19 protein-coding genes are annotated in these 21,722 nt (G+C 71.8%); 8 read left to right on the top strand and 11 right to left on the bottom strand.

Annotated elements, in window-relative coordinates; genetic code table 11:
- Nucleotides 1–159: 159 nt before the first annotated feature.
- Nucleotides 160–864 (bottom strand): response regulator, encoded by a 705-nt coding sequence (locus ACVCAG_RS11915; protein WP_440083396.1) that lies wholly within the window; start codon nt 862–864, stop codon nt 160–162.
- A 25-nt stretch (nt 865–889) separates the two neighbouring features.
- Entirely contained in the window at nt 890–1,915 is a 1,026-nt protein-coding gene (locus tag ACVCAG_RS11910) for an ATP-binding protein (protein ID WP_440083395.1), read from the bottom strand.
- 1,127 nt (nt 1,916–3,042) lie between these two features.
- Here ACVCAG_RS11910 and ACVCAG_RS11905 point away from each other — a divergent pair.
- Both ACVCAG_RS11905 and ACVCAG_RS11900 read left to right on the top strand, forming a co-directional pair.
- A complete protein-coding gene (locus ACVCAG_RS11905; protein WP_447189827.1) occupies nt 3,043–3,504 on the top strand; it encodes a hypothetical protein in 462 nt (153 codons plus the stop codon).
- A gap of 313 nt (nt 3,505–3,817) precedes the next feature.
- A complete protein-coding gene (locus ACVCAG_RS11900) occupies nt 3,818–4,894 on the top strand; it encodes a tyrosine-type recombinase/integrase (RefSeq protein ID WP_440083393.1) in 1,077 nt (358 codons plus the stop codon).
- Nucleotides 4,895–4,962: 68 nt separating this feature from the next.
- On the opposite strand, the gene ACVCAG_RS11895 is transcribed toward ACVCAG_RS11900, so the two are convergent.
- The gene (locus tag ACVCAG_RS11895) at nt 4,963–5,217 is read right to left on the bottom strand and encodes a helix-turn-helix domain-containing protein (protein ID WP_440083392.1); all 255 of its coding nucleotides are present in this window, start codon (nt 5,215–5,217) and stop codon (nt 4,963–4,965) included.
- A gap of 185 nt (nt 5,218–5,402) precedes the next feature.
- Nucleotides 5,403–5,957, bottom strand: coding sequence for a TetR/AcrR family transcriptional regulator (locus tag ACVCAG_RS11890; RefSeq protein ID WP_447189826.1), 555 nt, complete (start codon nt 5,955–5,957; stop codon nt 5,403–5,405).
- A gap of 156 nt (nt 5,958–6,113) precedes the next feature.
- Here ACVCAG_RS11890 and ACVCAG_RS11885 point away from each other — a divergent pair, with 156 nt between their 5' ends.
- Both ACVCAG_RS11885 and ACVCAG_RS11880 read left to right on the top strand, forming a co-directional pair.
- On the top strand, nt 6,114–7,094 hold the full coding sequence (locus ACVCAG_RS11885; RefSeq protein WP_447189825.1) for a zinc-binding dehydrogenase: 981 nt from the start codon (nt 6,114–6,116) through the stop codon (nt 7,092–7,094).
- A gap of 50 nt (nt 7,095–7,144) precedes the next feature.
- Nucleotides 7,145–7,972 carry a TipAS antibiotic-recognition domain-containing protein gene (locus ACVCAG_RS11880; protein ID WP_440083389.1) on the top strand — a complete coding sequence of 276 codons (828 nt, stop codon included), beginning with the start codon at nt 7,145–7,147 and terminating at the stop codon, nt 7,970–7,972.
- A gap of 106 nt (nt 7,973–8,078) precedes the next feature.
- Here ACVCAG_RS11880 and ACVCAG_RS11875 read toward each other — a convergent pair whose 3' ends face one another.
- Complete coding sequence (locus ACVCAG_RS11875; RefSeq protein ID WP_440083388.1) at nt 8,079–10,070, bottom strand: ABC transporter transmembrane domain-containing protein; 1,992 nt, start codon at nt 10,068–10,070, stop codon at nt 8,079–8,081.
- A gap of 324 nt (nt 10,071–10,394) precedes the next feature.
- On the opposite strand from ACVCAG_RS11875, the gene ACVCAG_RS11870 reads away from it, so the two are divergent.
- The gene (locus tag ACVCAG_RS11870) at nt 10,395–10,700 is read left to right on the top strand and encodes a DUF3817 domain-containing protein (protein WP_447189824.1); all 306 of its coding nucleotides are present in this window, start codon (nt 10,395–10,397) and stop codon (nt 10,698–10,700) included.
- A 26-nt stretch (nt 10,701–10,726) separates the two neighbouring features.
- On the opposite strand, the gene ACVCAG_RS11865 is transcribed toward ACVCAG_RS11870, so the two are convergent.
- The 4 genes from ACVCAG_RS11865 to ACVCAG_RS11850 all read right to left on the bottom strand — a co-directional run bounded on the left by ACVCAG_RS11865 (nt 10,727) and on the right by ACVCAG_RS11850 (nt 17,428).
- Nucleotides 10,727–11,749, bottom strand: a complete 1,023-nt coding sequence (locus ACVCAG_RS11865) for a DUF4037 domain-containing protein (RefSeq protein WP_440083386.1) — start codon at nt 11,747–11,749, stop codon at nt 10,727–10,729.
- A gap of 90 nt (nt 11,750–11,839) precedes the next feature.
- The gene (locus tag ACVCAG_RS11860; protein ID WP_440083385.1) at nt 11,840–12,595 is read right to left on the bottom strand and encodes a GNAT family N-acetyltransferase; all 756 of its coding nucleotides are present in this window, start codon (nt 12,593–12,595) and stop codon (nt 11,840–11,842) included.
- A 29-nt stretch (nt 12,596–12,624) separates the two neighbouring features.
- Entirely contained in the window at nt 12,625–14,055 is a 1,431-nt protein-coding gene (gene purB, locus ACVCAG_RS11855; protein ID WP_440083384.1) for an adenylosuccinate lyase, read from the bottom strand.
- Between the two features lie 127 nt (nt 14,056–14,182).
- Complete coding sequence (locus tag ACVCAG_RS11850; protein ID WP_440083383.1) at nt 14,183–17,428, bottom strand: efflux RND transporter permease subunit; 3,246 nt, start codon at nt 17,426–17,428, stop codon at nt 14,183–14,185.
- Nucleotides 17,429–17,546: 118 nt separating this feature from the next.
- Between ACVCAG_RS11850 and ACVCAG_RS11845 the strand changes: the two genes are divergently transcribed.
- From ACVCAG_RS11845 to ACVCAG_RS11835, 3 genes are all read left to right on the top strand, one after another.
- Nucleotides 17,547–18,026 (top strand): MarR family transcriptional regulator, encoded by a 480-nt coding sequence (locus ACVCAG_RS11845; protein WP_440083382.1) that lies wholly within the window; start codon nt 17,547–17,549, stop codon nt 18,024–18,026.
- A 14-nt stretch (nt 18,027–18,040) separates the two neighbouring features.
- Nucleotides 18,041–18,814: an SDR family oxidoreductase gene (locus ACVCAG_RS11840; RefSeq protein WP_440083381.1), complete on the top strand. Its 774-nt coding sequence runs from the start codon at nt 18,041–18,043 to the stop codon at nt 18,812–18,814.
- A 64-nt stretch (nt 18,815–18,878) separates the two neighbouring features.
- Complete coding sequence (locus tag ACVCAG_RS11835; protein WP_440083380.1) at nt 18,879–20,039, top strand: MFS transporter; 1,161 nt, start codon at nt 18,879–18,881, stop codon at nt 20,037–20,039.
- Between the two features lie 51 nt (nt 20,040–20,090).
- Here ACVCAG_RS11835 and ACVCAG_RS11830 read toward each other — a convergent pair whose 3' ends face one another.
- Both ACVCAG_RS11830 and ACVCAG_RS11825 read right to left on the bottom strand, forming a co-directional pair.
- Nucleotides 20,091–21,062, bottom strand: a complete 972-nt coding sequence (locus ACVCAG_RS11830) for an alpha/beta fold hydrolase (protein ID WP_440083379.1) — start codon at nt 21,060–21,062, stop codon at nt 20,091–20,093.
- A 139-nt stretch (nt 21,063–21,201) separates the two neighbouring features.
- Nucleotides 21,202–21,705, bottom strand: coding sequence for a MarR family transcriptional regulator (locus ACVCAG_RS11825; RefSeq protein WP_440083378.1), 504 nt, complete (start codon nt 21,703–21,705; stop codon nt 21,202–21,204).
- Between the last annotated feature and the right edge of the window lie 17 nt (nt 21,706–21,722).

Genomic DNA, 21,722 nt, shown 5'->3' with positions numbered 1-21,722 from the left:
AAGACCTTGACTCCTTACAAGACGGTCAGTCCGAAAGTTTTCTGACTGCGCCCCGTCGGGCCGCTCGGGCACGACCGAAAGTCTCCGCGGGGCGCGCCGTGCCGCCGTACGGCACGCCGCGGTTCACCGTTCGCCGCGATCTCCGGGCCCCTTCGCCCTTCAGCCCGGCCGGACCTGCCGGTCCGGCCTCGACGGCCGGCGCTTCGGCCCGGCGCTCCGCGCCCGCTCCGCGGGGCCGGGCTGGCCGGCGGCCGCGGCCCCGACCGTGATCAGCGACGCCGCCACCGCCTTGTTCACCGCATCGATCCGCGAGACGGCCCCCAGCTTGCCGAATATCTTGCCGAGATGCCGCTTGACCGCCGCCTCGGTGAGGGAGAGCCTCGCGGCGATCTGGGCGTTGCTCAACGCCTCCGCGGTGAGCTGGAGGATCTCCCGTTCGGTCGTGGTCAGCACCCCCTCGACCGGGCCGCGCAGGTGGAACAGGCTGTCCTGGGAGACCGAGAGCACCACCCTGGCGTCGTCGGAGGTGACGCTGCGGATCGCCGCCACGAGTTCCTGCCTGGTGGCGCTCTTGAGCAGATAGCCCCGGATGCCCGCGTGCAGCAGGCTGCGCAGCAGTTGCGGTCCCTCGAACATGCTGAGGACGACCACGGCCGTGCCGGGCGAGAGCCTGCGGATCCGGGTCACGGTGGTGACGGCGTCGTCTCCGGGGATGCTGATGTCGAGCAGCACCACCTGCGGCCTCGTCTCGGCGGTCAGGGTGACGGCGGTGCCGCTGTCGCTCGCCTCACCGACGACGACCATGTCCTCCTGGGTTTCCAGGATCTCCCGCACTCCGTCCCGCACCAGAGCGTGGTCGTCCACGATCAGGATCTCCGTCCGCGCCGGGTCAGGCCTCGCCGCGTTCGGAAAGCGGGACGTAAAGGTCGACATGAGTTCCTCTCCCCTGCACCGTGGACATGGTCAGCTTGCCGTCGAGCAGTTCGGCGCGTTCCTGCATCGCCAGCAGGCCGATACCCCCGGCCTCCTCCTCCGGATCGAACCCCGTGCCGTCGTCGTCGACGTACACGCGCAGCTCGTGCGGCGCGATGTGCACGCTGACAGACAGAAGACCGGGGCGCCCGTGCACGATCGCGTTGCGGACCGCCTCCCTGACGATGAGGAAGACCTCGTCCTTGACCGTGTTCGGCGCCCAGGACTCGTCCCCGTTGATGGTGAGGCGGAGGTCCGCCTCGTTGACCGGCAGCGCGGCGAACGCGGTCAGCAGGGCTTTCTCCAGGTTGTTCACCTCCTGCACCCGGAGGTCGGAGGTCGTCTCCCGCAGGTTCCGCATGGCCTCCTGCAGCGCGAAGCGCGCCCGCTCGACGGGTTTGGCGGCCTTGCGCAGATCCGAGCCCCGCTCCTTGGCCACATCGAACAGTTCCGTCTGCCGGAACGCCGTGTCGAGCCAGAAGCCCACCCGGTCGTGCAGGTCGCGCGCGATGCGGTCGCGTTCGCCGGCCTGGGCCGCGTGCACCCTGTCGAGCAGCCGGCCGGAGTGGGCGACCAGACCTGCCGAGAGCCTCGCCGTGATGCTCCCGTTCAGGACGGAGACCGCGAGCGCGAACAGGGCGCGGTCACCGGCGGCGTCCGCGTGGTACGTCAGCCGGCGCACCACGACGTCAGAGAACGCTTTCCAGAACAGCAGCGAGTCGAGCGGATGCGCGGCGGCGCTCTCGCCGTCGCCGGTCACCCGCAGGTCGTTCTCCGCTACCAGGGCGCGTCCGGCGCGCAGACTGTCCACCACGTCGGAAAGGACCAGGTCGGCGTCGGCCAGAACGCGGGCGCGGGCGTCGGTGTCGTCGGCGATCGGCCCGCTCATCGCGTCGAGCGCACGCTCGCACGCGGCCCGGATCCCGGCCCTGTCGGTTTCCATGAGTGATGCCAGATTCTGCGCCGCGCTTTCCGGCGTCGGCAACATGCCGTCAACGTCGATATCTCTTGTCACCAGCAGCCTCAGAACTTGTCGAATCCATTGCAGGCGTCCGGTCGCGATACAGGGACGGTGCGCCTCGTGGCGGGGTCGTTCAGTTCGGAAGGAGCCGCCCCGGTCATGCCCGAACAACCGAGTCGGTCGGCAGCTGCACGAAATCCAATCTCCTTTTCGTCCGGCGACGGTGGGCCGCTCGCGCATTCCACTCCGACCAGGAGGTCGCTTGGCAAACACATTCGACGGCGAGCGGATATGACCGTCTGGAAGTCCCCGTATCGAACGGCCCGGCCTGACGGCGTCGCGCCTGATCAGCGAGAAACCTGCCCGCCGAACCGCGCACGGCGCCGTGCCGCGCCTTCCTATCGATCGAGGATTTCAATCGGCGAGAGCAAGGTCAATACCTGCTCACGAATTAAGGCAAAAGTCATTTTGCGTCACATTTCAGTCACACAAAATAAGGGGTGAGCTGAGCTTTTCGTGACCGGTGGGGCCCGTGGGACTCATGAGATCGCGCCCGCCGGGACCGCCACGGCCTTTTCGGACACCCGGTGTCCGGCGATATCAGCGCACGGGCGGCCTCCCCCGCATCCTGAGAACGAATATTTGCTGATTGCCGGTTTTCGACCCTAGGGGTGCTTTCATACGTGAGGGTCGGCTGCTTTCCCAGCGCCCCCCTGTCACGATTCGCCATGGCGCCATGGCGAATCGTGACAGGGTCGGCCGGCAGCGACGTTTCACAGGCGGGAGCTCGGTGGATCAAGCATGAACCTGGCACCACGAGGCGCCCCTGAGCTGGTTGCCGGCCGATGAATACACCGGTGGCATGGACGTCTCCCTTCTCCCCCGTGATCCGGCGTGTCGCGCCGCACTATGCTCCGTGGGGTGGCTGAGATCCGATCCCGCACCGGCTTGGGTAGCGGTCGCGTTCCGCTTCGGGGAGCAGGTGAGGCGACTCGGGTGAGGCGTCCTGGGAGGGGTGCCGCCAAGCCCCTCCTTCGCGAGCGCTCCTGGCAGGAGCACCTGCCGGGCCCCTGCGACGCCGGTCCCCCGACCGTCTTGGAGAAGTCGTCATGACCACGCCTGAGCACATCACCACCTGGCGCGACGCCCGTTTCGACATGCCCGTCGGCCGGCAGCTGGAGCGCTACGACGAGCTGGCCGCCAGGAACGCGTCGGCTCGCGCCCGGGCCGAGCTGGTGGCCCGGGGGATCTATGATCCCGCCCGGCACGGGGCCGATGACCGACCCGCGCTCACCGTGGCCGAGCACATCGAGCTGCTGGCGCTGGCGGAGTGCATCGCGCGTACGGTGCGCCATCCCTCCAACTTTCATCACGCGCTGCTGGCCGGGGTCACGTGGGCGCAGATCGCCCATGTCGTCGACTCCGACGAGTTCGCCGTACGGCGGGCCTACCAGCGGTGGGCCGACGACCAGCATGAGCTCAACCAGCGCTACCCTGACCGCGGCATGACCGCCGAGGAGTACGCCGCCGCGACCGCCAGAGTGGCGGAAGGCGCCGGGGACATCCGCTGAGTGAGACACCTGCTGGGCGAGACGGCCGCTTGAGTGAGGTACGCGGCGGTCCCGGGGCGGGGTGGCGGGACTTCTCGCGCGGGTCCTGCGGGCGCGGGCGTTCGTCTACCGTGGGGGGATGTGCATGATCGGTGATCTGTCGGGTGGCTCGTTCCCCCGCGGTCATGGCCGCCGGTGCTCTCGGTGCCGTCGCCGGTGACGGCGGTGTGGGGCGGTGCCGGTGGCGGTGTTTCGGCGGTCGCGGATGTGGCACTGGTGCGAGGCGAGCGGCCGTTGACGGCGGCCCGGATGCGGGAGGGGTGTCGCCGGGATCATGCGGCCTGCTGATCTGAATCGTCTCAGTGTGGGCGAGTCGGCTGATCGTTACGTGGAGCTGGTGCGGGCCAAGACCCTGACCGGCGCGCTGTCGGTGTCGACGGCGGAGGTGTACGCGCGGGATGTGTCCACCTTCGTGGACCTGGTGGGCGAGGAGGTGGTGCTGGACGACCTGACCGGTGAGGACGTGGACGCCGTCCTGCTGGCCTTCGCCCGCAAGCCCGACGGCCGGCGGCGTTCGCAGCCCGGCGAACAGGCGGGCGCCACGCAGTCGGCCTCCTCCCAGGCGCGGTTTCGGCGGTCGATCTCGGCGTTGTTCAAGCACGCGGTGCTGGCGGGGTGGGTGCAGGTCAATCCGATGGCGATGGCGACGGTGACGGCCAGGGAGCGCGGGGGGTTGCGGCCCGAGCGGCGGGCGTTGACCCGCGAGCAGGCGCGGGGGCTGATCGGTGCGGCGCGTGAGCTGGGCGGTGGCCCGGGCGGTGGTGCGGCGGCGGCCGAGGCGTCAGGGGCGCCCGTGGCGGGTGCGGGGCGGGTGCGGCGGCGTGACCAGGACACCGAGTTGCGTGACGGGCTGATCGTGTTGATGTTGTCGACGATGGGGCCGCGGGTGTCGGAGCTGGTGCGGGCCAACGTGGAGGACTTCTACACCAACGACGGGGTGCGGTACTGGCGGATCTTCGGTAAGGGTGGCAAGACGCGGGACGTGCCGCTGCCCGGTGATGTCGCGCTGGTGCTGGAGGCATATCTGCTGCATGGGCGGACGGCCTCCGCGGACAAGGCGTTGCTGCTGTCGTGGCGGGGGCGGCGCCTGGCGCGGGGGGACGTGCAGGCGGTGATCGACCGGGTGCAGCGCAGGGTGGATCCCGATCGTCGCCGTTCGGTGACGCCGCACGGGTTGCGGCACACCACGGCCACTCACCTGCTGGCCGATGCGGTGGACATGGACGCGGTGCGGCGGGTTCTGGGGCACAGTGACCTGGCGACGCTGGGGCGTTACCGCGATGAGCTGCCCGGGGAGCTGGAGGTGGCGATGCGGTCGCATCCGCTGCTGCGCGGTCCGGCGTCGAGCTGATCACCGGCCGGACGGTGGGTCCGGCGGGTTTTCGTGCCGGGGTCGCCGTTGCGGGGTGAGGTGGGTGTTCAGGCGGCGCGTTCTTCGGTGCGCACCTGGGCCAGGACGTCCAGGGAGACGTTGAGGGCGTGGGCCAGGGCGGCGACGGTGAAGAAGGCCGGGGTGGGGATGCGGCCTGTCTCGATCTTCCGGAGGGTTTCCGCGGACAGCCCGGCGGCGGTGGCCACTTCGGTCATGCTGCGCGTGCCGCGTGCCTGGCGCAGGATGGCGCCAAGGCGGTGGCCGCGTTCGCGGTCGAGTTCGGTCAGCGGGGGTCGCACCATACGCCCGATCCTAGCAATCGCGATAACAATACCGGTATAGGTGTTGGGTGGTAGGGGTGTGTCACAGGCGGGCCGGTGACGCGGTGGTCGGCTTCGTCGCCGGCCCGCCGTGCCCCGGTGACGTGGAGCCGGTCGAGGTGACCGGCGCCGCGCCCGCCGCCGGGTGCGCCGGCGCACGGGCCGGTTCAGGCCAGCAACTCCCCCACCAGCTGGCGCAGTGAGCGGGCGAACCTGCCGGGGTCGCCCTCCCGGGTGAGGTGGCGCACCATGTCGGCGTCGAACATGCCCAGCAGGGCGTGGGCCACGAAGGTGGCGTCCAGGTCGGGGCGGGCCTGGGCGATCAGGGTTTCCAGGTGGGCGTGCCAGTGCACGTAGGTGGGGTCGGCGTGGCGGTCGGTGGCGCAGGAGCGCTCGTGGGCGGCCAGCAGGGCGAGGTTGCCGGCGGCCAGCCGGGAGAGGGCGTCGAGGAAGGCGACGATGCGCTCGGCGGGCGGCGCGCCGGGTCCCAGCGGCGCCGGCCCCGCCTCCAGTGCCTCGCGCAGTTGCACGGCCCGCTCCTGCAGCAGGGCCTGCATCAGGCCGGTGCGGCTGCCGAAGCGCCTGAAGACGGTGCCCTTGCCGACCCGGGCGTGCGCGGCGACCTGGTCCAGGGAGATGTGGGCGCCGTGGGTGGCCAGTAGTTCCTCCGTGGCGCGCAGGATGGCGTGGCGGTTGCGGGCGGCGTCGGCGCGTTCGCCCATCGCTCTCCCCCCTTTTTTCCTTCTGGGTAACCGGCTTCCTTTGCGTAACCGGACTATTAGTCCGTATATTAGCCCATACATAACCGGACTATTAGTCCCTTTTGTTCGGCGTGCGGGGGTTCCGCACGCTACTTCTCCCGGTCAGGAGCATCCGCCATGCGCGCTCTCGTCGTCGACCCCTCGCTCCCCTGCGGTCTGCGCCTGGGTGAGGCCGCCGACCCCGAACCCGGCCCCGGCCAGTTGCTCGTCCAGGTGCGCCACGCCTCCCTCAACCCCGGCGAGCTGGGCATGCTCGCCCAGCTGCCCGCCGGCCACGTGGCCGGCTACGACGCCGCCGGAGTCGTCGTCCGCCCCGCCGCCGACGGCACCGGCCCGGCGAAGGGCACCCGGGTGCTGGCCTTCGGCCCCGGCGCGTGGGCCGAGCTGCTGGCGGTCTCCAGCGCCGACGTCGCCCCCCTGCCGCGCGGAGCCGCCCTGGCCGAGGCCGCGGCACTGCCCATGGCGGGCATGACGGTCCTGCGTACCCTGCGCGCCGCCGGCTCCGTCCTGGGCCGGCGGGTGCTGATCACCGGAGCCGGAGGCGCCGTGGGCCGCTACGGCGTGCAGCTGGCCGCCCGGGCCGGCGCCCACGTCCTCGCCTCGGTCCGTGACGGCGCCTGCGTACCCGCCCTGACCGCGCTCGGCGCCCACGAGGTCGTCGTGGGCCTCACCGGCCTGCGGCAGGTGGCCGAGCCGGTCGACGTGGTGCTGGAGACCGTCGGCGGGCCCTACCTGGTGGCCGCCTGGGCGCTGCTGGCCCCCGGCGCCACCTTGCAGAGCATCGGCTGGGCCGGCGGCGAGCCCGCCGTCTTCCCTCCCGGCTCGACCTTCTTTCCCGGCGCGGCCCGCACCTTGAGCTCCTTCGGCGACGCCGCCGCCGTCGGCGCCGACCTGGGCCTGCTGGCCGGGCTGCTCGCCTCGGGGGCGCTGTCGGCGCAGGTCGGCTGGCGCGGCTCCTGGGAGCGGGCCGAGGAGGCGGTACGGGCGGTCCGCGAGCGGAAAGTCACCGGCAAGGCCGTCATCGACGTCACCCCGGCTCCGGCCTCGGACCTGGGCACGGACCTGGGCACGGGCCTGGGCACGGGCCTGGGCGCTTGACCCTGCCGTAACGTGAGGGTGCAGGCTGGCACGGTGAGCGGGGAGAGGCGATGAGGCACGCGGCGGGCGACGCGACGTACCAGGGGCCTGATCACGTGCCCGGCGGTGCGCCGGACTACGCCATCGGGCAGGTGGCGCGCATCGCCTCGGTCAGCGTGCGCACGCTGCACCACTACGACGAGATCGGGCTGGTCTCACCGGGGCGGCGTACCGCGGCGGGATACCGCCGCTACACCGAGACCGACCTGCAGCGCCTGCAGCACGTGCTGTTCTACCGGGAGCTCGGCTTCGCGCTGGAGGAGATCACCGCCATCCTCGACGACCCCGCCACCGACACCCTGGCGCACCTGCGGCGCCAGCACGAACTCCTCACCCGGCGCATCGACCGGTTGCGGGCGATGGCGGACGCGGTCGAGCACGCGATGGAGGCGAACATCCTGAGCATTCCCCTGACCCCCCAGGAGCGTTTCGAGATCTTCGGCGGTTTCGTTCCCGAGGACCACGACGAGGAGGCGCGCCGGCGCTGGGGCCACAGCGAGGCCTGGCGGCAGTCTCGTGCCAGGACGGCCGCGATGACCAGGGCCGACTGGGCGCGATTCACCGAGGAGGCCGCCCAGACGGTGCGGGACTTCACCGAGGCCTACCTCGCGGGGCTGCCGGCCGGCGGCCCGCGGGCGATGGAGCTGGCCGAACGCCACCGGGCACACCTCACCCGCTGGTGCTACGACTGCTCCTACGATCTCCACCGCGGCTTGGGTGACATGTACGTCGCCGATCCGCGTTTCACCGCCGTTTACGAGGCCTCGGCCGCCGGCCTGGCCTCCTACATCCGCGACGCCATCCACGCCAACGCCGACCGCGCCGGGCGGCCGGCCTGACTGCCTCTCCCCTCCCCGGCTCCCCGGCCGCCGATGGCGCGGAAATCGGCGGCGACAGGCGGAGACAGGCGGGGACAGGGCAGGGGGCCAGGCGGCCGAGGGGTGTTCAGCGGGCGGCCACGGCGCCGCCGGCGACCTCCCGCCCCCCGTCGAGCTCACCGTCGAGCTCATCGAGTTCGCCGTCGAGTTCACCGTCGCCGGGCCGGCCCGCGTCCAGATGGCCGGCCGGGGTGATGGCCTGGCGGCCGAACTGGGTGCGATACAGCTGCGCGTAGCGGCCTCCGGCGGCCAGCAGCGTGGCGTGCGTGCCCCGCTCGGCGATCCGCCCGCCCTCCACCACCAAGATCAGGTCCGCGGCGCGGACCGTCGAGAGCCGGTGGGCGATGACCAGCGCCGTCCGCCCGGCCAGGGCCTCGGCCAGGGCCTCCTGGACCGCGGCCTCGGAGGTGGAGTCCAGGTGTGCGGTGGCCTCGTCCAGCACCACCACCCGGGGGCGGGCCAGCAGCAGGCGGGCGATGGTCAGCCGCTGGCGCTCCCCGCCCGAGAGGCGGTAGCCGCGCTCGCCGACCACGGTGTCCAGCCCGTCGGGCAGCGCCTGGACCAGATCGGCCAGCCGCGCGCGCCGCAGCACCTGCCACAGCTCCTCGGGTGTGGCCTCGGGGCGGGCCAGCAGCAGGTTGGCGCGGATCGAGTCGTGAAACAGATGCCCGTCCTGGGTCACCACGCCCAGCGTCTGGCGGATCGAGGCCGCCGACAGCTCGCGCACGTCCACCCCCGACAGCCGCACCGCGCCGGCGTCGACGTCGTACAGGCGTGCCAGCAGTTGCGCGATCGTGGACTTGCCCGCTCCCGAGGAGCCCACCAGTGCGATCATCTGCCCGGCCTCGGCGCGGAAGGACACCTCGTGCAGCACCGTCGCGCCGCCGCGCGCGTCCAGCGTGGCGACCTCCTCCAGGGAGGCCAGCGACACCTTCTCCGCCGAGGGGTAGGCGAAGCCGACGTGGTCGAACTCCACCGTCACCGGCCCCTCGGGCACCGCCCGGGCGTCGGGCCTGTCGGTGATCAGCGGTCGCAGGTCGAGGATCTCGAAGACCCGCTCGAAGCTGACCAGGGCGCTCATCACCTCAACCCGCGCCCCGGCCAGCGCGGTCAGCGGCGCGTACAGGCGGGTCAGCAGCAACGCCAGCGCCACCAGCGCGCCCGGCTCCAGCCGGCCGCTCAGTGCGTAGAAGCCGCCGACCCCGTACACCAGGGCCAGTGCCAGCGCCGAGACCAGGGTGAGAGCGGTGACGAACACCGACTGCACCATCGCGGTGCGGACCCCGATGTCCCGCACCCGCCGGGCTCGCGCCAGGAACTCGGCCGACTCCTGGGCCGGGCGGCCGAACAGCTTGACGAGGGTGGCGCCGGGCGCGGAGAAGCGCTCGGTCATCTGGTTGCTCATCGCCGCGTTGTGGTCGGCGGCCTCGCGTTCCATCCGGGCCAGCCGGGTGCCGACGCGCCGGGCGGGCAGCACGAACAGCGGCAGCAGGACCAGTGCCAGCGCGGTCAGCTGCCAGGAGATGCCGACCATCACCACCAGGGTCAAGGTGAGCGTCACCAGGTTGCCCGCCACCCCCGAGAGGGTGTCGCTGAAGGCCCGCTGAGCGCCGATGACGTCGTTGTTCAACCGGCTGACCAGCGCGCCGGTACGGGTGCGGGTGAAGAAGGCGATGGGCATGCGCTGCACGTGGTCGAAGACGGCGCCGCGCAGGCGCAGGATCAGCCCTTCGCCGATGCTCGCCGACATCCACCGGGTCAGCAGGCCCAGCCCCGCCTCGGCCAGCGCGATCACCGCGATCAGAACGGCCAGCCTGACCACGACGCCTGTCGCGGCGCCGCCGACGATGGCGTCGACCACCCGCCCGGCCAGCACCGGTGTGGCCACCGCCAGTACCGCCGACACCACGCTCAGCAGCAGGAACCACACCAGCAGGGTGCGGTGCGGACGGGCGAAGGCGGCGATGCGCCGCAGCGTGGCCGCCGAGAAGGGCCGCCGGTCGTCTTGGGCGTGCATCGTGCTGTACAGCGAATGCCAGGCCGCCATTTCCATGCTCATCACACGTCACCATGTTTCCTGCGCTCGTTGTACGGGGGGATCGCCGGCGGCCGCCGGGCGGCCCGCCTCCACGCGCACCGCCGGGTGGCGCCCGGCCGGGGCGCGTGGGCGGTGCCACACCACGACCATAGAACCTGAAGTTAACCTCAGGTCAACGGCGCCGCCTCCGCGGCCCCTCGCCTGCGTCGCGTGCCCCCGCCGGCGCGGGTGGGGCCCGGCGGGGTGGGCGGCGCCCCGTCCCCCTAGGCTGGAGGTCGTTTCCCCCCGGTCCGGACGCCCCGTTCTCCGGACGGTTCCCCCTTTTTTTGAAGAGGTGTACCCGCCGTGCCGACCGCACTCCGCCTGTTCCGTTACGTGGCGATCGCCGAAGCGTGCTCGTGGGCGGGACTGCTCATCGGCATGTACTTCAAGTACGTCGCCGCCACCGGGGACGTCGGCGTGAAGATCTTCGGCCCGGTGCACGGCGCCCTGTTCGTGCTCTACCTGGCCGCGGTGCTGTACGCGGCCCGCCAGGCCCGCTGGAGCCTGGGCACGATCGTCGTCGGCCTGGTGTGCTCGGTGCCGCCGCTGGCCACCTTGTGGTTCGAGCGGCGCATGCTCGCCCGCCACAGGGAACCGGCCACCGCCTGACCCCGCCTGACCCCGGTTCCGCGGCTTCACAGGTCCAGGATGGCGCGGGTGGCCGCCCGGCAGCGCCGCGGGTCGGTCAGCAGGTCGACGCAGTCGCCGAACTGGTCGATCGAGCCCACCGGCGGCAGCGCCCGTACCCGGGCGTCGGTGATGGCGCCGTGCAGGGCGTCGGCGAACCGGCCGGCGTCGATCACCTGGAAGGGCCGGCGGTGATAGGGCCGCAGGCTCCCCTCCAGCGCCGGCGCCACCCCCATCCGGTTGTGCAGGGCCGCCACCCGCCGGTACACCACCCCCAGGTGTTCCTCGCGCCGGCGCCACCCGGTGGCCGCCACCGCCGCCGACAACGCGTCCCCCAGCTCCGCCGTACCCGGCAGGCGGGCGAAGGCGCTGCCCAGCCACTTGGCGTAGGGCGGGTAGCGGCGGCGCATCAGCACCACCAGCCGCATCAGGTCACGGGCCAGGGCCGCGGTGACCAGCGCCGAGCCCACGTCGTCGCCGACCTCCCCGCACCGCCCGGGGAAGGCCTCCTGCTGGGCCAGGCGCCGCCACTGCCCGGCCAGCACGTAGCGCTCCAGGTCGGGCGGATACCAGCGCAACGCGGCGCGGGCCCGTTCCATGACCTCCAGGCCGTCGTGGAAGACCTCCCCGCTGGTGACCTCGGCCAGGCGCTGCCAGGGGGTCGACAGCCAGTCCAGCACGCCGATCTCCCGCAGCGGGTCGAAACCGAGCCGCTCGGTGAACCAGGTCGCCGGATCGCTCACCTGCACCCCGCATCGCTCACCGGTCACGGTGGTGCGATATCCGCGAAAGGCCTCGGGCAGCCGGTCGGCGACGGCGCGCCGGACCGGCTCGGTCCGGTGCGCCGCGACGAACACCACCACCCTGGGCCCCCAGTCATGGTCGGTGGAGCGTTCGGTGTCGAAGGCCAGCACCTCCGACCCGGCGCCGATCAGCGCGGCACTGTGCGGCACGTCGGCCACGATCGGCCGCACGACCTGGGCGTAGAAAACACGTGAAAGCTCCAGGCCAGGGATGAAACTGGACATCATTTCGTCCACTTTGCCTGCCGGGACCGCGCTCCGCACCAGGTTTTCCCCCCGCCCGGCGCACTCGATCGGCGGGCGAGGTTCAGTCGGGGTTCAGGCGTCGTCCGGCGCCGCGGCGGCCAGCGGCCGCCCGCGCAGCCCCAGCCGCTCGTACAGGGCGATGGCGGCGTGGTTGTCGGTGTCGACCATCAGCGCGACCCGCTCGTGCGCGGCCGCCAGCTCACCGAGGGCGAACCGGCACACCCGCTCACCGTACCCGCGCCCGCGCACGGCCGGCGCGGTGGCGACCCCGGCGACGAACCCCACCGGCGGGCAGGACCAGGCGTCGGCGGCCACCGCCACCAGCCGCCCGTCGTCGTCGCGCACCCCGGCCCAGCGCCGCACCCCCGCCACGCCCGGCACCGCCCACGCCGAGGGGGCCGCCCGCGCCAGCAGGGCGCTCACCTCCCCCTCCTGGTCGCCGCGCAGCCACCCCACCCGTCCCGGGCCCGCCTGCCCGCCCGGCGGCCGGGTGAGCGCGGCGCCCGGGACGCCGGCCGGGGTGTCCATCCACTCGAACGAGCCCAGCACCCGCAGGTGCGCCGAGCGGGCGGCCACCTCCTCGACCAGCGTCCGCTCCCCCACCATCCGGTAGGAGGGGCCGACCTGTCGCAGCGCCCACCGCACCAGGGTGCTCACCGCTCCCGCCGGGCCGCACACCGTGAGGCGGTCGCGGCGGTTGAGGTCGGGGCAGGCCACCGCCACCGCCTCCCCCAGCGCCCACGCCCGCACTCCCGGGCCCATCGCCTGGGCCCCCCACAGCACGAGCGCGTCACCCGCGCAGGCCTGCGCGACCTCGGAGGCCTTCACCAGCGGTGTCGGCGTGGCGTTCAGAGCGTTCAGAGGATCGCCCCGGGCCGGTAGGCGGCCGCCTGCGGGTAGCGGGCCACGACCTGCGCCACGCGCGCCACGACCGCCTCCACCTGGGCCGAGGCCGCGCCGGTGAAGGAGATCGGCTCGCCCAGCAGATCCCGCAGCGCCGCCTCCCGCAGCGGGAAACGCTCGTCGGCTCCCAGGCGGGCGATCAGCTCGTTGCCGCCCGCCCCCTCGCGCATCGCCAGGGCCGAGGCCACCGCGTGCTCCTTGATCAGCTCATGGGCGCTCTCGCGGCCCACCCCGGCGCGCACCGCGGCCATCAGCATCTTCGTCGTCGCCAGGAACGGCAGGTAGCGGTCCAGCTCGGCGGCGATCACCGCGGGGAAGGCGCCGAACTCCTCCAGCACCGTCAGCATGGTCTCCACCAGCCCGTCGAACGCGAAGAACGCGTCCGGCAGCGCCACCCGGCGCACCACCGAACACGACACGTCCCCCTCGTTCCACTGGTCGCCGGCCAGCTCCCCGGTCATCGACGCATACCCCCGCAGGATGACCGCCAGCCCGTTGACCCGCTCGCACGAGCGGGTGTTCATCTTGTGCGGCATCGCCGAGGAGCCGACCTGCCCCTCGGCGAACCCCTCGGTGACCAGCTCGTGCCCGGCCATCAGCCGGATCGTCTTGGCCAGCGAGGAGGGGGCCGCCGCCAGCTGCACCAGCGCGGTGACCACCTCGTAGTCCAGCGAACGCGGATACACCTGCCCCACGCTGGTCAGCCGGTGGGCGAACCCCAGGTGGGCGGCCACCTCGTCCTCCAGCGCCGCCAGCTTGGCCGCGTCCCCGCCCAAAAGGTCCAGCATGTCCTGGGCGGTGCCGACCGGCCCCTTGACGCCGCGCAGCGGGTAGCGGGCGATCAGCTCCTCCAGCCGGGCGAACGCCACCAGCAGCTCGTCGGCCACCGAGGCGAACCGCTTGCCCAGCGTCGTCGACTGCGCGGCCACGTTGTGCGAGCGCCCGGCCATCACCAGCCGCGAATGCTCCGCCGCCAGGCGCGCCAGCGCGGCCAGCAACGCCACGCACCGGTCGCGGACCACCACCAGGCTGTCGCGGATCTGCAGCTGCTCGACGTTCTCGGTCAGATCCCGCGAGGTCATGCCCTTGTGCACCTGCTCGTGGCCGGCCAGCGCGTTGAACTCCTCGATGCGGGCCTTGACGTCGTGGCGGGTGACGCGCTCGCGGGCGGCGATCGACTCCAGGTCGACGTGGTCGACCACCTTCTCGTAGTCCGCCTGCGCCTCGGGGGGCACCGCCACCCCCAGCCGCGCCTGGGCGGCCAGCACGGCCAGCCACAGGCGCCGCTCGGCCACCACCTTGTACTCGGAAGACCACAGGCGGGCCAGCTGCGCGGAGGCGTAGCGGGCGGCAAGGACATTGGGGATACGCGGCTTGGCAGTCACGTTGGGTCAGTATATTCCGCCGTCCCCGCCCGCCCCGACCAGGGGCGGGCGGCCCCCGCGAAACGGGAGGGCCGCTCGCCCGCGCGGGCGAGCGGCCCTCCCGCCCGGCTCGTCTTCGGCCGGCGGCCTACCGGGTCGTCGGCGCCAGCTCGTCCTTGTCGTAGACCTTCAGCTGCGGCCGCTCGCCGCCGTCCTTGGGCGTGCGCCGCAGCCGCTCCTTGAGCCGCTCCACCATCACGTACAGGGTCGGCACCAGCACCAGCGTCAGCAGCGTCGACGACAGCAGCCCGCCGATCACCACGATCGCCAGCGGCTGGGAGATGAACCCCCCTGAACCGGTCAGTCCCAGCGCCATCGGGATCAACGCGAAGATCGTCGCCACCGCGGTCATCAGGATCGGCCGCAGCCTGCGCCGGCCCCCCTCGATCACCGCCTCCACGATGCCCATGCCCTGCTCGCGGTACTGGTTGATCAGGTCGATCAGCACGATCGCGTTGGTCACCACGATGCCGATCAGCATCAGCATGCCGATCAGGGCCGGAACCCCCATCGGCGTGCCCGTCGCCAGCAGCAGCCCGATCGCGCCGGTCGCCGCGAACGGCACCGACACCAGCAGGATCAGCGGCTGCACGAAGCTACGGAACGCCGCCACCATGATCATGAAGACGATCGCGATCGCCGCCAGCATCGCCAGCCCCAGCTGCCCGAACGCCTCGGCCTGGTCCGCGCTCACCCCGCCCATGGTGAAGCTCGCCCCCGCCGGCAACGCCAGCGCCTCCAGCTTCGACGTCAGCTGCGTCGTCACCGCGCCCAGGTCACTGCCGGTCGCCGTACCCGACACCGTCGCGCTGCGCTCACCGTCGATCCGCGTCACCTGCGTGGGACCGGCCACCGTGGACACCTTGGCCACCTGCGACAGCTTCACCACGCCCGTCGCCGTCGGCAGCTTCAGCGCGCCCACGGCCTTGACGTCCTCGGGCGCGTCCGCCGTCCGCAGCACCACCGCACCCGAGCGGCCGTCCAGCGTCATCTCACCCAGCGGCGCCCCGCGGAACCGCTGGGCCACCAGCTGCCCGATCTGCGTCTCCGTCAGCCCCCTGGCCGCCGCCTTCTCCCGGTCGACCCGCACCTCGACCCGCTCGGCGCCGGCCGCCAGGTTGGAGGTCACATCCCGCAGCCCGCCCAGGTCGGCCATCGCGGTGCGGACCATCTCGGCCGCCGTCCGCAGCGTCGCCACATCCGGCGCCTGCACGATCACCTGCAGCTGGTCGGTCGCCCCGCCGCCGGGGCCGCCCTGGCCGCCGCCCACGGTGACCTCACCGATCTCGGCTTCGGGCAGCTCCTTCAGCCGCCCGCGCAGCTCCTCCTCCAGCACCGCGCTGTCGGTCTCCTCGGCGACCGTCACCGAGTACGACGCCCGGTCACCGCCACCGCCGCCCGTTCCCAGGAATCCGCCGCCGCCGCCCACGTTCACCTGGTAGTCGCGCACGCCCTTCAGCGACGCCAGGACCTCCTCGACCTTCTTGGCCGCCGCGTCCGTCGTCGCCAGGTCGGTACCGGCCGGCATCCGCTGGCTGATCGACACCGTGTCCTGACCGGAGGAGTCGATGAAGTTGGTCTCCAGCCGCCCGGCCAGGCCCATCGTCGCGGCGAACACCACCACGCCGACCAGGAGCGTCACCAGCCGCCGCCGCGTCGCGAACCGCAGCACCGGCAGGTAGGCCCGCTGCAGCGGGCTGCGCAGCTCCTTGGCCTCGGCCTCCTCACGCACCACCCGCGCCTGCTCCGGCGAGAGCACCGGCGCCTTCAAGAACCAGTACGCCAATACCGGCACCACCGTCAGCGACACCAGCAGCGACGCCAGCAGCGCCACCGTCACCGTGATCGCGAACGGCGCGAACAGCTGCCCCACCATGCCGCCCACCACCGCGATCGGCAGGAACACCGCCACCGTCGTCAACGTCGAGGCCGTCACCGCGCCACTGACCTCGCGCACCCCGGCCAGCACCGCCTTGCGCTTGGCCTCCCCGTATCCCAGGTGACGCTTGATGTTCTCCAGGACCACGATCGAGTCGTCGACCACCCGGCCCACCGCGATCGTCAGCGCGCCCAGCGTCAGCAGGTTCAGCGAGTAGTCGCCCACCCACAAAGCGATCAACGCGATGACCACCGACAGCGGGATCGACGCCGCCGTCACCAGCGTCGAGCGCACCGACAGCAGGAAGACCAAGATGACCAGCACCGCGAACGCCAGGCCCAGCAGCCCCTCGGTCGTCAGGTCCTCGATCGACCGCTCCACGTACGGCGCCTGATCGAAGATCACCGTTATCTCCGAGGAGTCCCCGATCGCCCGCACCAGCTCCGCGCGCTTCTCACGCACCTGATGCGAGATCGCCACCGCGTTGCCGTCCGGAGTCATCGTCACCGACAACCCCAGGCTCGGCTGCCCGTTGGTCCGCGTCAGCGACGTCCCCTCTGCCAGCGTCCGCTCCACCGTCGCCACGTCGCCCAGCCGCACCGGCTTGGGAGCCGCCGGCGGCCGCTGCGCCTGCTGGATCTGCTGGGCCTGCTGGGCCGATCCGCCGCCCGGCGTCTGCCGGGCCTGCGAGGGCGCCTGCTGCGCCGCCGGCGCGGCAGGCGTCAGGTACAGATCCTTCAGCTCCTCCAGCGTCGAGACCCGCGACCCCACCTGAACCGTCAGCGACAGCTTGTCCTGGGTCACGCTGCCCGCCGGAACCGGCTGCCCGTTGGCCCGCAGCACCTCGGCCACCGCCGCCGGCGACAACCCCAGCACCGCCAGCTTGCGGGCGTCCGGAGTGATCGTCACCACCTCGTCGCGGGCCCCCGTCACCGTCGCCGAGCGCACCCCCTCGATGGCCTGCAGCTCCGGCACCACCAGCCGCTCCAGCCGCTCGGCCATGACCCGCTGGTCACCGCCGTCGCCCACCGCCAGCTGCATCACCGGGATGTCGTCGGTCCCGCCCGACAGAACCTGCGGATCGACCCCCTCGGGCAGCTGCGCCTCGATCCGCGAGATCGCCTGCTGCATCTCCGCGACCGCCGCGTCGATGTCGGTGCCGTACTCGAACGCCACCTGGACCTGCGCCATCCCCTCCCGAGACGTCGAGGTCACCTCCGAGACCCCCTCCAGCCCCTGGAAGCTGTTCTCGATCGGCTCGGTCACCTGCTCCTCGACGATCTCAGGAGAGGCCCCCGGGTAGGAGGCCGCCACGAACGCGCCCGGGAACGACAGCGAGGGCAGCAGCTGCTGCTTCAGCGAGGGGATCGAGAAAAGGCCGAACGCGCTCAACACCAGCGCGATCATTATGACGAGGCTGCGGTTGGCGAGGCTCAACCTGGCCAGGGAGGTCATGGGGGCGGGCTCCTCAAGGAGGGATATCACAACAAGATTCGCCCCAGACTAACACTTCGCCTCATACGAATATTTAACGATGCTTACCAATCCTGATAACCTTCTCAGGAAGCGAGAGGTGAGCGTGAACGACGACCGCGAACAACTGATCGACCAGATCGGCGCCATGCAACGCGACCTGGGCCGCCTCCTGGCCCAGCACAGCGCCCCATCCCCCCTCTTCGACTCCAACCTGACCATGCGCCAGCTCAAAGTCGTCATGATCCTCTCCGGCCAGGACTCCGCCTCCGGCCAGGACCTCGCCACCCACCTCGACGTCGGCCTCGGCACCGTCACCGGCATCGTCGACCGCCTCGTCGCCCACGGCCTCGTCGCCCGCCGCGAAGACCCCCACGACCGCCGCATCCGCCGCGCCCGGCTCACCCCCGCCGGACGCGCCCTCGTCGAACAGATCGCCGACGCCGGCCTCACCGAGTTCCGCCGCCTCCTGCGACACCTCGACACCCCCACCCTGCACGACCTGTCCGCCATCATGGACAAGCTCCAGCAGGCCGCCCTCGCCCTCCAGGATCACCCCCCTCACAAAAAGGTGGGATGATAGGTTCCGTCGCTGTGACAGCACCCACCGACACCCTCTTCTCCCTCACCGGCCGCACCGCCCTCATCACCGGCGGCAGCTCCGGCATCGGCCACGCCATCGCCCACGCCCTCGGCCACGCCGGCGCCGCCGTCGTCATCGCCGCCCGCCGCACCACCGAACTCACCCGCACCCTCAACGAACTCCACGACCACAACATCACCGCCGCCGCCATCACCGCCGACCTCGCCGACCCCGACGACCTCACCCGCCTGTGCCACCAGGCCCCCACCCACTTCGGCGACATCGACATCCTCGTCAACAACGCCGCCAACAACATCCGCGCCCCCATGGCAGACCTCACCACCGCCGACTACCAGCAGACAATGGCCGTCAACATCACCGCCCCCTACCTCCTCGGCCAGCACTTCGGCCCCCGCATGGCCGAACGCGGCTGGGGCCGCATCATCAACATCGGCTCCCAGCAATCCCACAAAGCCTTCGGCGACAGCGGCGCCTACGGCATCTCCAAAGCCGCCATCGCCGGCCTCACCCGCTCCCAGGCAGAAGCCTGGTCCCCCCACGGCGTCTGCGCCAACACCATCATCCCCGGCTTCGTCCTCACCCCCCTCACCCAACCCGCCCAAGCCATCCCCGGCCGCGTCGAAGCACTCGCCGCCCGCACCATGACCGGCCGCAACGGCCTGCCCGCCGACTTCGCCGGCATCGCCGTCCTCCTCGCCGGCAACGCCAGCGCCTACATCACCGGCCAGGCCATCTGCGTCGACGGAGGCTTCTCCGTCCACTGACACCCCCACCACCAAAACCCACCATGATTGAATACGCCCCGGATCCCACACACCCGGGGAGCTCATGACCACCACACACCGGCCCCCCACAGGTGCCCGCAAAGCCGTCTGCTACTTCTTCGTCCTCCTCGGCATCACCTCCGGAGCCTGGGCCGCCCGCATCCCCGCCGTCAAACACACCCTCCACCTCAGCGACGGCCAGCTCAGCTACGGCCTCCTCGCCATCGCCATCGGACTCGTCACCGGCATGCGCTTCGCCGGACACCTCACCGACCGCCTCGGCAGCGCCCGCCTCATCACCCCCGCCGCCATCGCCACCGCACTCACCGTCATCCCCCCCGGCTACGCCACCACCCTGCCCGCCCTCATCGCCACCCTCTTCCTCTTCGGCTTCACCAACGCCTTCCTCGACGTCTCCATGAACGCCCACGGCGTCGAAGTCGAACGCGCCTACCGCCGCCCCATCATGTCCTCCTTCCACGGCATGTTCAGCCTCGGCTGCTTCATCGGAGCAGGCATCGGAGGCCTCTTCGCCGCCCTCGACCTCAGCGCCGCCACCACCCTCACCGCCGTCGGCCTCCCCCTCGCCCTCACCTCCCTGTACGCCCGCCGCCACCTCCTCCCCACCACCCCACCCCCCACAACCCCCACCACACCCCGCCGACGCGCCCCCTGGACCGCCTGGATCATCCTCATGGGCATCGTCTCCTTCGCAGGCCTCGTCGGAGAAGGCGCCGCCAACGACTGGACCGCCGTCTACCTCTTCCAAAACCTCGGCGCCTCCCAAGCCGTCGCCGCCGCCGGATTCGCCGCCTTCTCCATCTCCATGACCATCGGCCGCTTCACCGGCGACCACCTCGCCCAACGCCTCGGCCCCGTACGCCTGGTCCGCTACTCCGGCCTCCTCGCCACCCTCGGCCTCACCACCGCCCTGCTCATCGGACAGATCCCCACCGCCATCGCCGGATTCGCCCTCTTCGGCCTCGGCCTGGCCGCCATCGTCCCCCAGGTCTTCTCCGCCGCCGGCAACCACGACCCCGCCCGCGCCGGACAGGCCATCGCCCAGGTCGCCACCGTCGGCTACGCCGGCCTCGTCGCGGGCCCCGCCATCATCGGCGGCGCCGCCGAACTCATCGGCCTGCCCGCCGCCCTGGGCATCCCCGCCCTGCTCGCCGCCTTCATGGCCGCCTCCGCCGGAGCACTACACCCCAAGAAAACGGCATGACACCACACCCACTCCACCGGCACCGACGAAAAGACACACCCAGACACACCCTCACAACGCCCGCGACACCCGCCAGCGCGCCACCGCCTCCACATAGGCCACCGGAACCTCCATCGGCGCCAGATGCCCCACCCCCTCCAACACCCCCGACTCCCAGTCAGGCCTGCGCCCCAGCAGATAACCGACCACCGCCCGCCCGATCAGCGGATCCCGATCACCCCACAACAACAACGTCGGCACCCCCACCCCGTCGACCGCCCCCAGAACAGGCCGCCGATCGACGTACATGGCCGACACCACCGAGGCGAACGCCACCATCGCATCGGCCAGCCTGTCCGGCCGAGCACGCATCTCCCAACGCTCCTCGGCCTGCAACGCCACCAGCTCCGGCGAGACCCGCCTCAGATCACCCCCCACCAGATCCAGCCCGCCGCCCGGCGAGACCACGGGATCACCCCTGCGCAACTTGACCTCCAGCAACCGCCCGCCGTACAACCACAACGCGCCACGCAAGGCCGGCACCCCGGCCAGCAGCGCGAGCCGGCCCAGCGTCTGCCAGCCGAGCGCCCCGGCCACCGTCAAAGGACCCGGCAGAGTCGGACTGGTCAGCACCAGCCCCTCCACCTCCACCTCACCGGCACCGTGCGCGAACAACAGGCCCACCAGCCCACCCATGGACCAGCCGTGAACGACCACGCGCTCCACCCCGAGCGAGCGCGTCAACACCCGCAGGAACCTGGCATTGACGTGCGCCCTGGCCGCCCGGTGATGCGGCGTCCCCGTGTGACCGGTGAACGTACCCGGCAGATCCGGCGCGATGACCGGCCCGTGAGCGGCCAGCGACGAGATGACGTCCAGCCAGAACGTCCCGGTGGCGCCCATCGGATGAACCAGCAGCTGAGTGGGCATTCCCGCGTCCCCCCGCGCACGCAGGAGGTGCACCAGGGTGCCTTGGAGGTCGACCATCTCACTGCGGATGCCCGCCCAGCGCGGCGAACGCTCCCCCCAGTCGTCGTATCGCACCAGGCCTCCCGGGGTCGCGTGGCCGCCGGAGTTCCACGCTACAACCGGCGATCGGGCCGCCCTGTTTTTCGGTGATGAGTCTTTAGTCCATTGTAAATGATCTTGAACTCGATCGGACGCCTTTACAATGTAGATTTATTTATTGGGGTGCCTCGAAACGGGCCAGCCAGGTGGTGAGGAGCGACTCCAAAAGGGCCGAGTCCTCCGGAGACAGCTCGTCGAGGAGGCGGCGCTCGTTGCGCATGTGCTCGGCGAAGGCCCGGTCGATCAGCTCCCTGCCCGCGGCGGTGAGCGCGACCACCCGCCCCCGGCCGTCGCTCTCGCTCGGACGGCGGGTGACGAGCCCGTCGCGTTCGAGCCGGTCGATGCGCTTGGTCATCGCGCCGGTGGTGACCATGGTGAAGGCGGCGAGCTCTCCGGGGGCGCGCTCGAAGGGCGCTCCCCCGCGCCGCAGGGTGGCCAGGACGTCGAACTCCCCCTCCCCGAGCCCGTACCGCCGGTAGACGACGCAGAGCTGTTCGGTGAGGTGTCCGGCGAGCCGGTGCAGGCGCCCGATCACCCCCTGCGGGCTCACATCCACATCCGGTCGCTCGCGGGCCCACTCCCGCTGGATGCGGGCGACGTGATCCAGGGGTTCGCTCATGCGCCCAGCATAGCTTC

The sequence above is a fragment of the Streptosporangium sp. G12 genome, from assembly GCF_052983175.1.
This window is presented reverse-complemented; position numbering and strand designations above follow the sequence as displayed.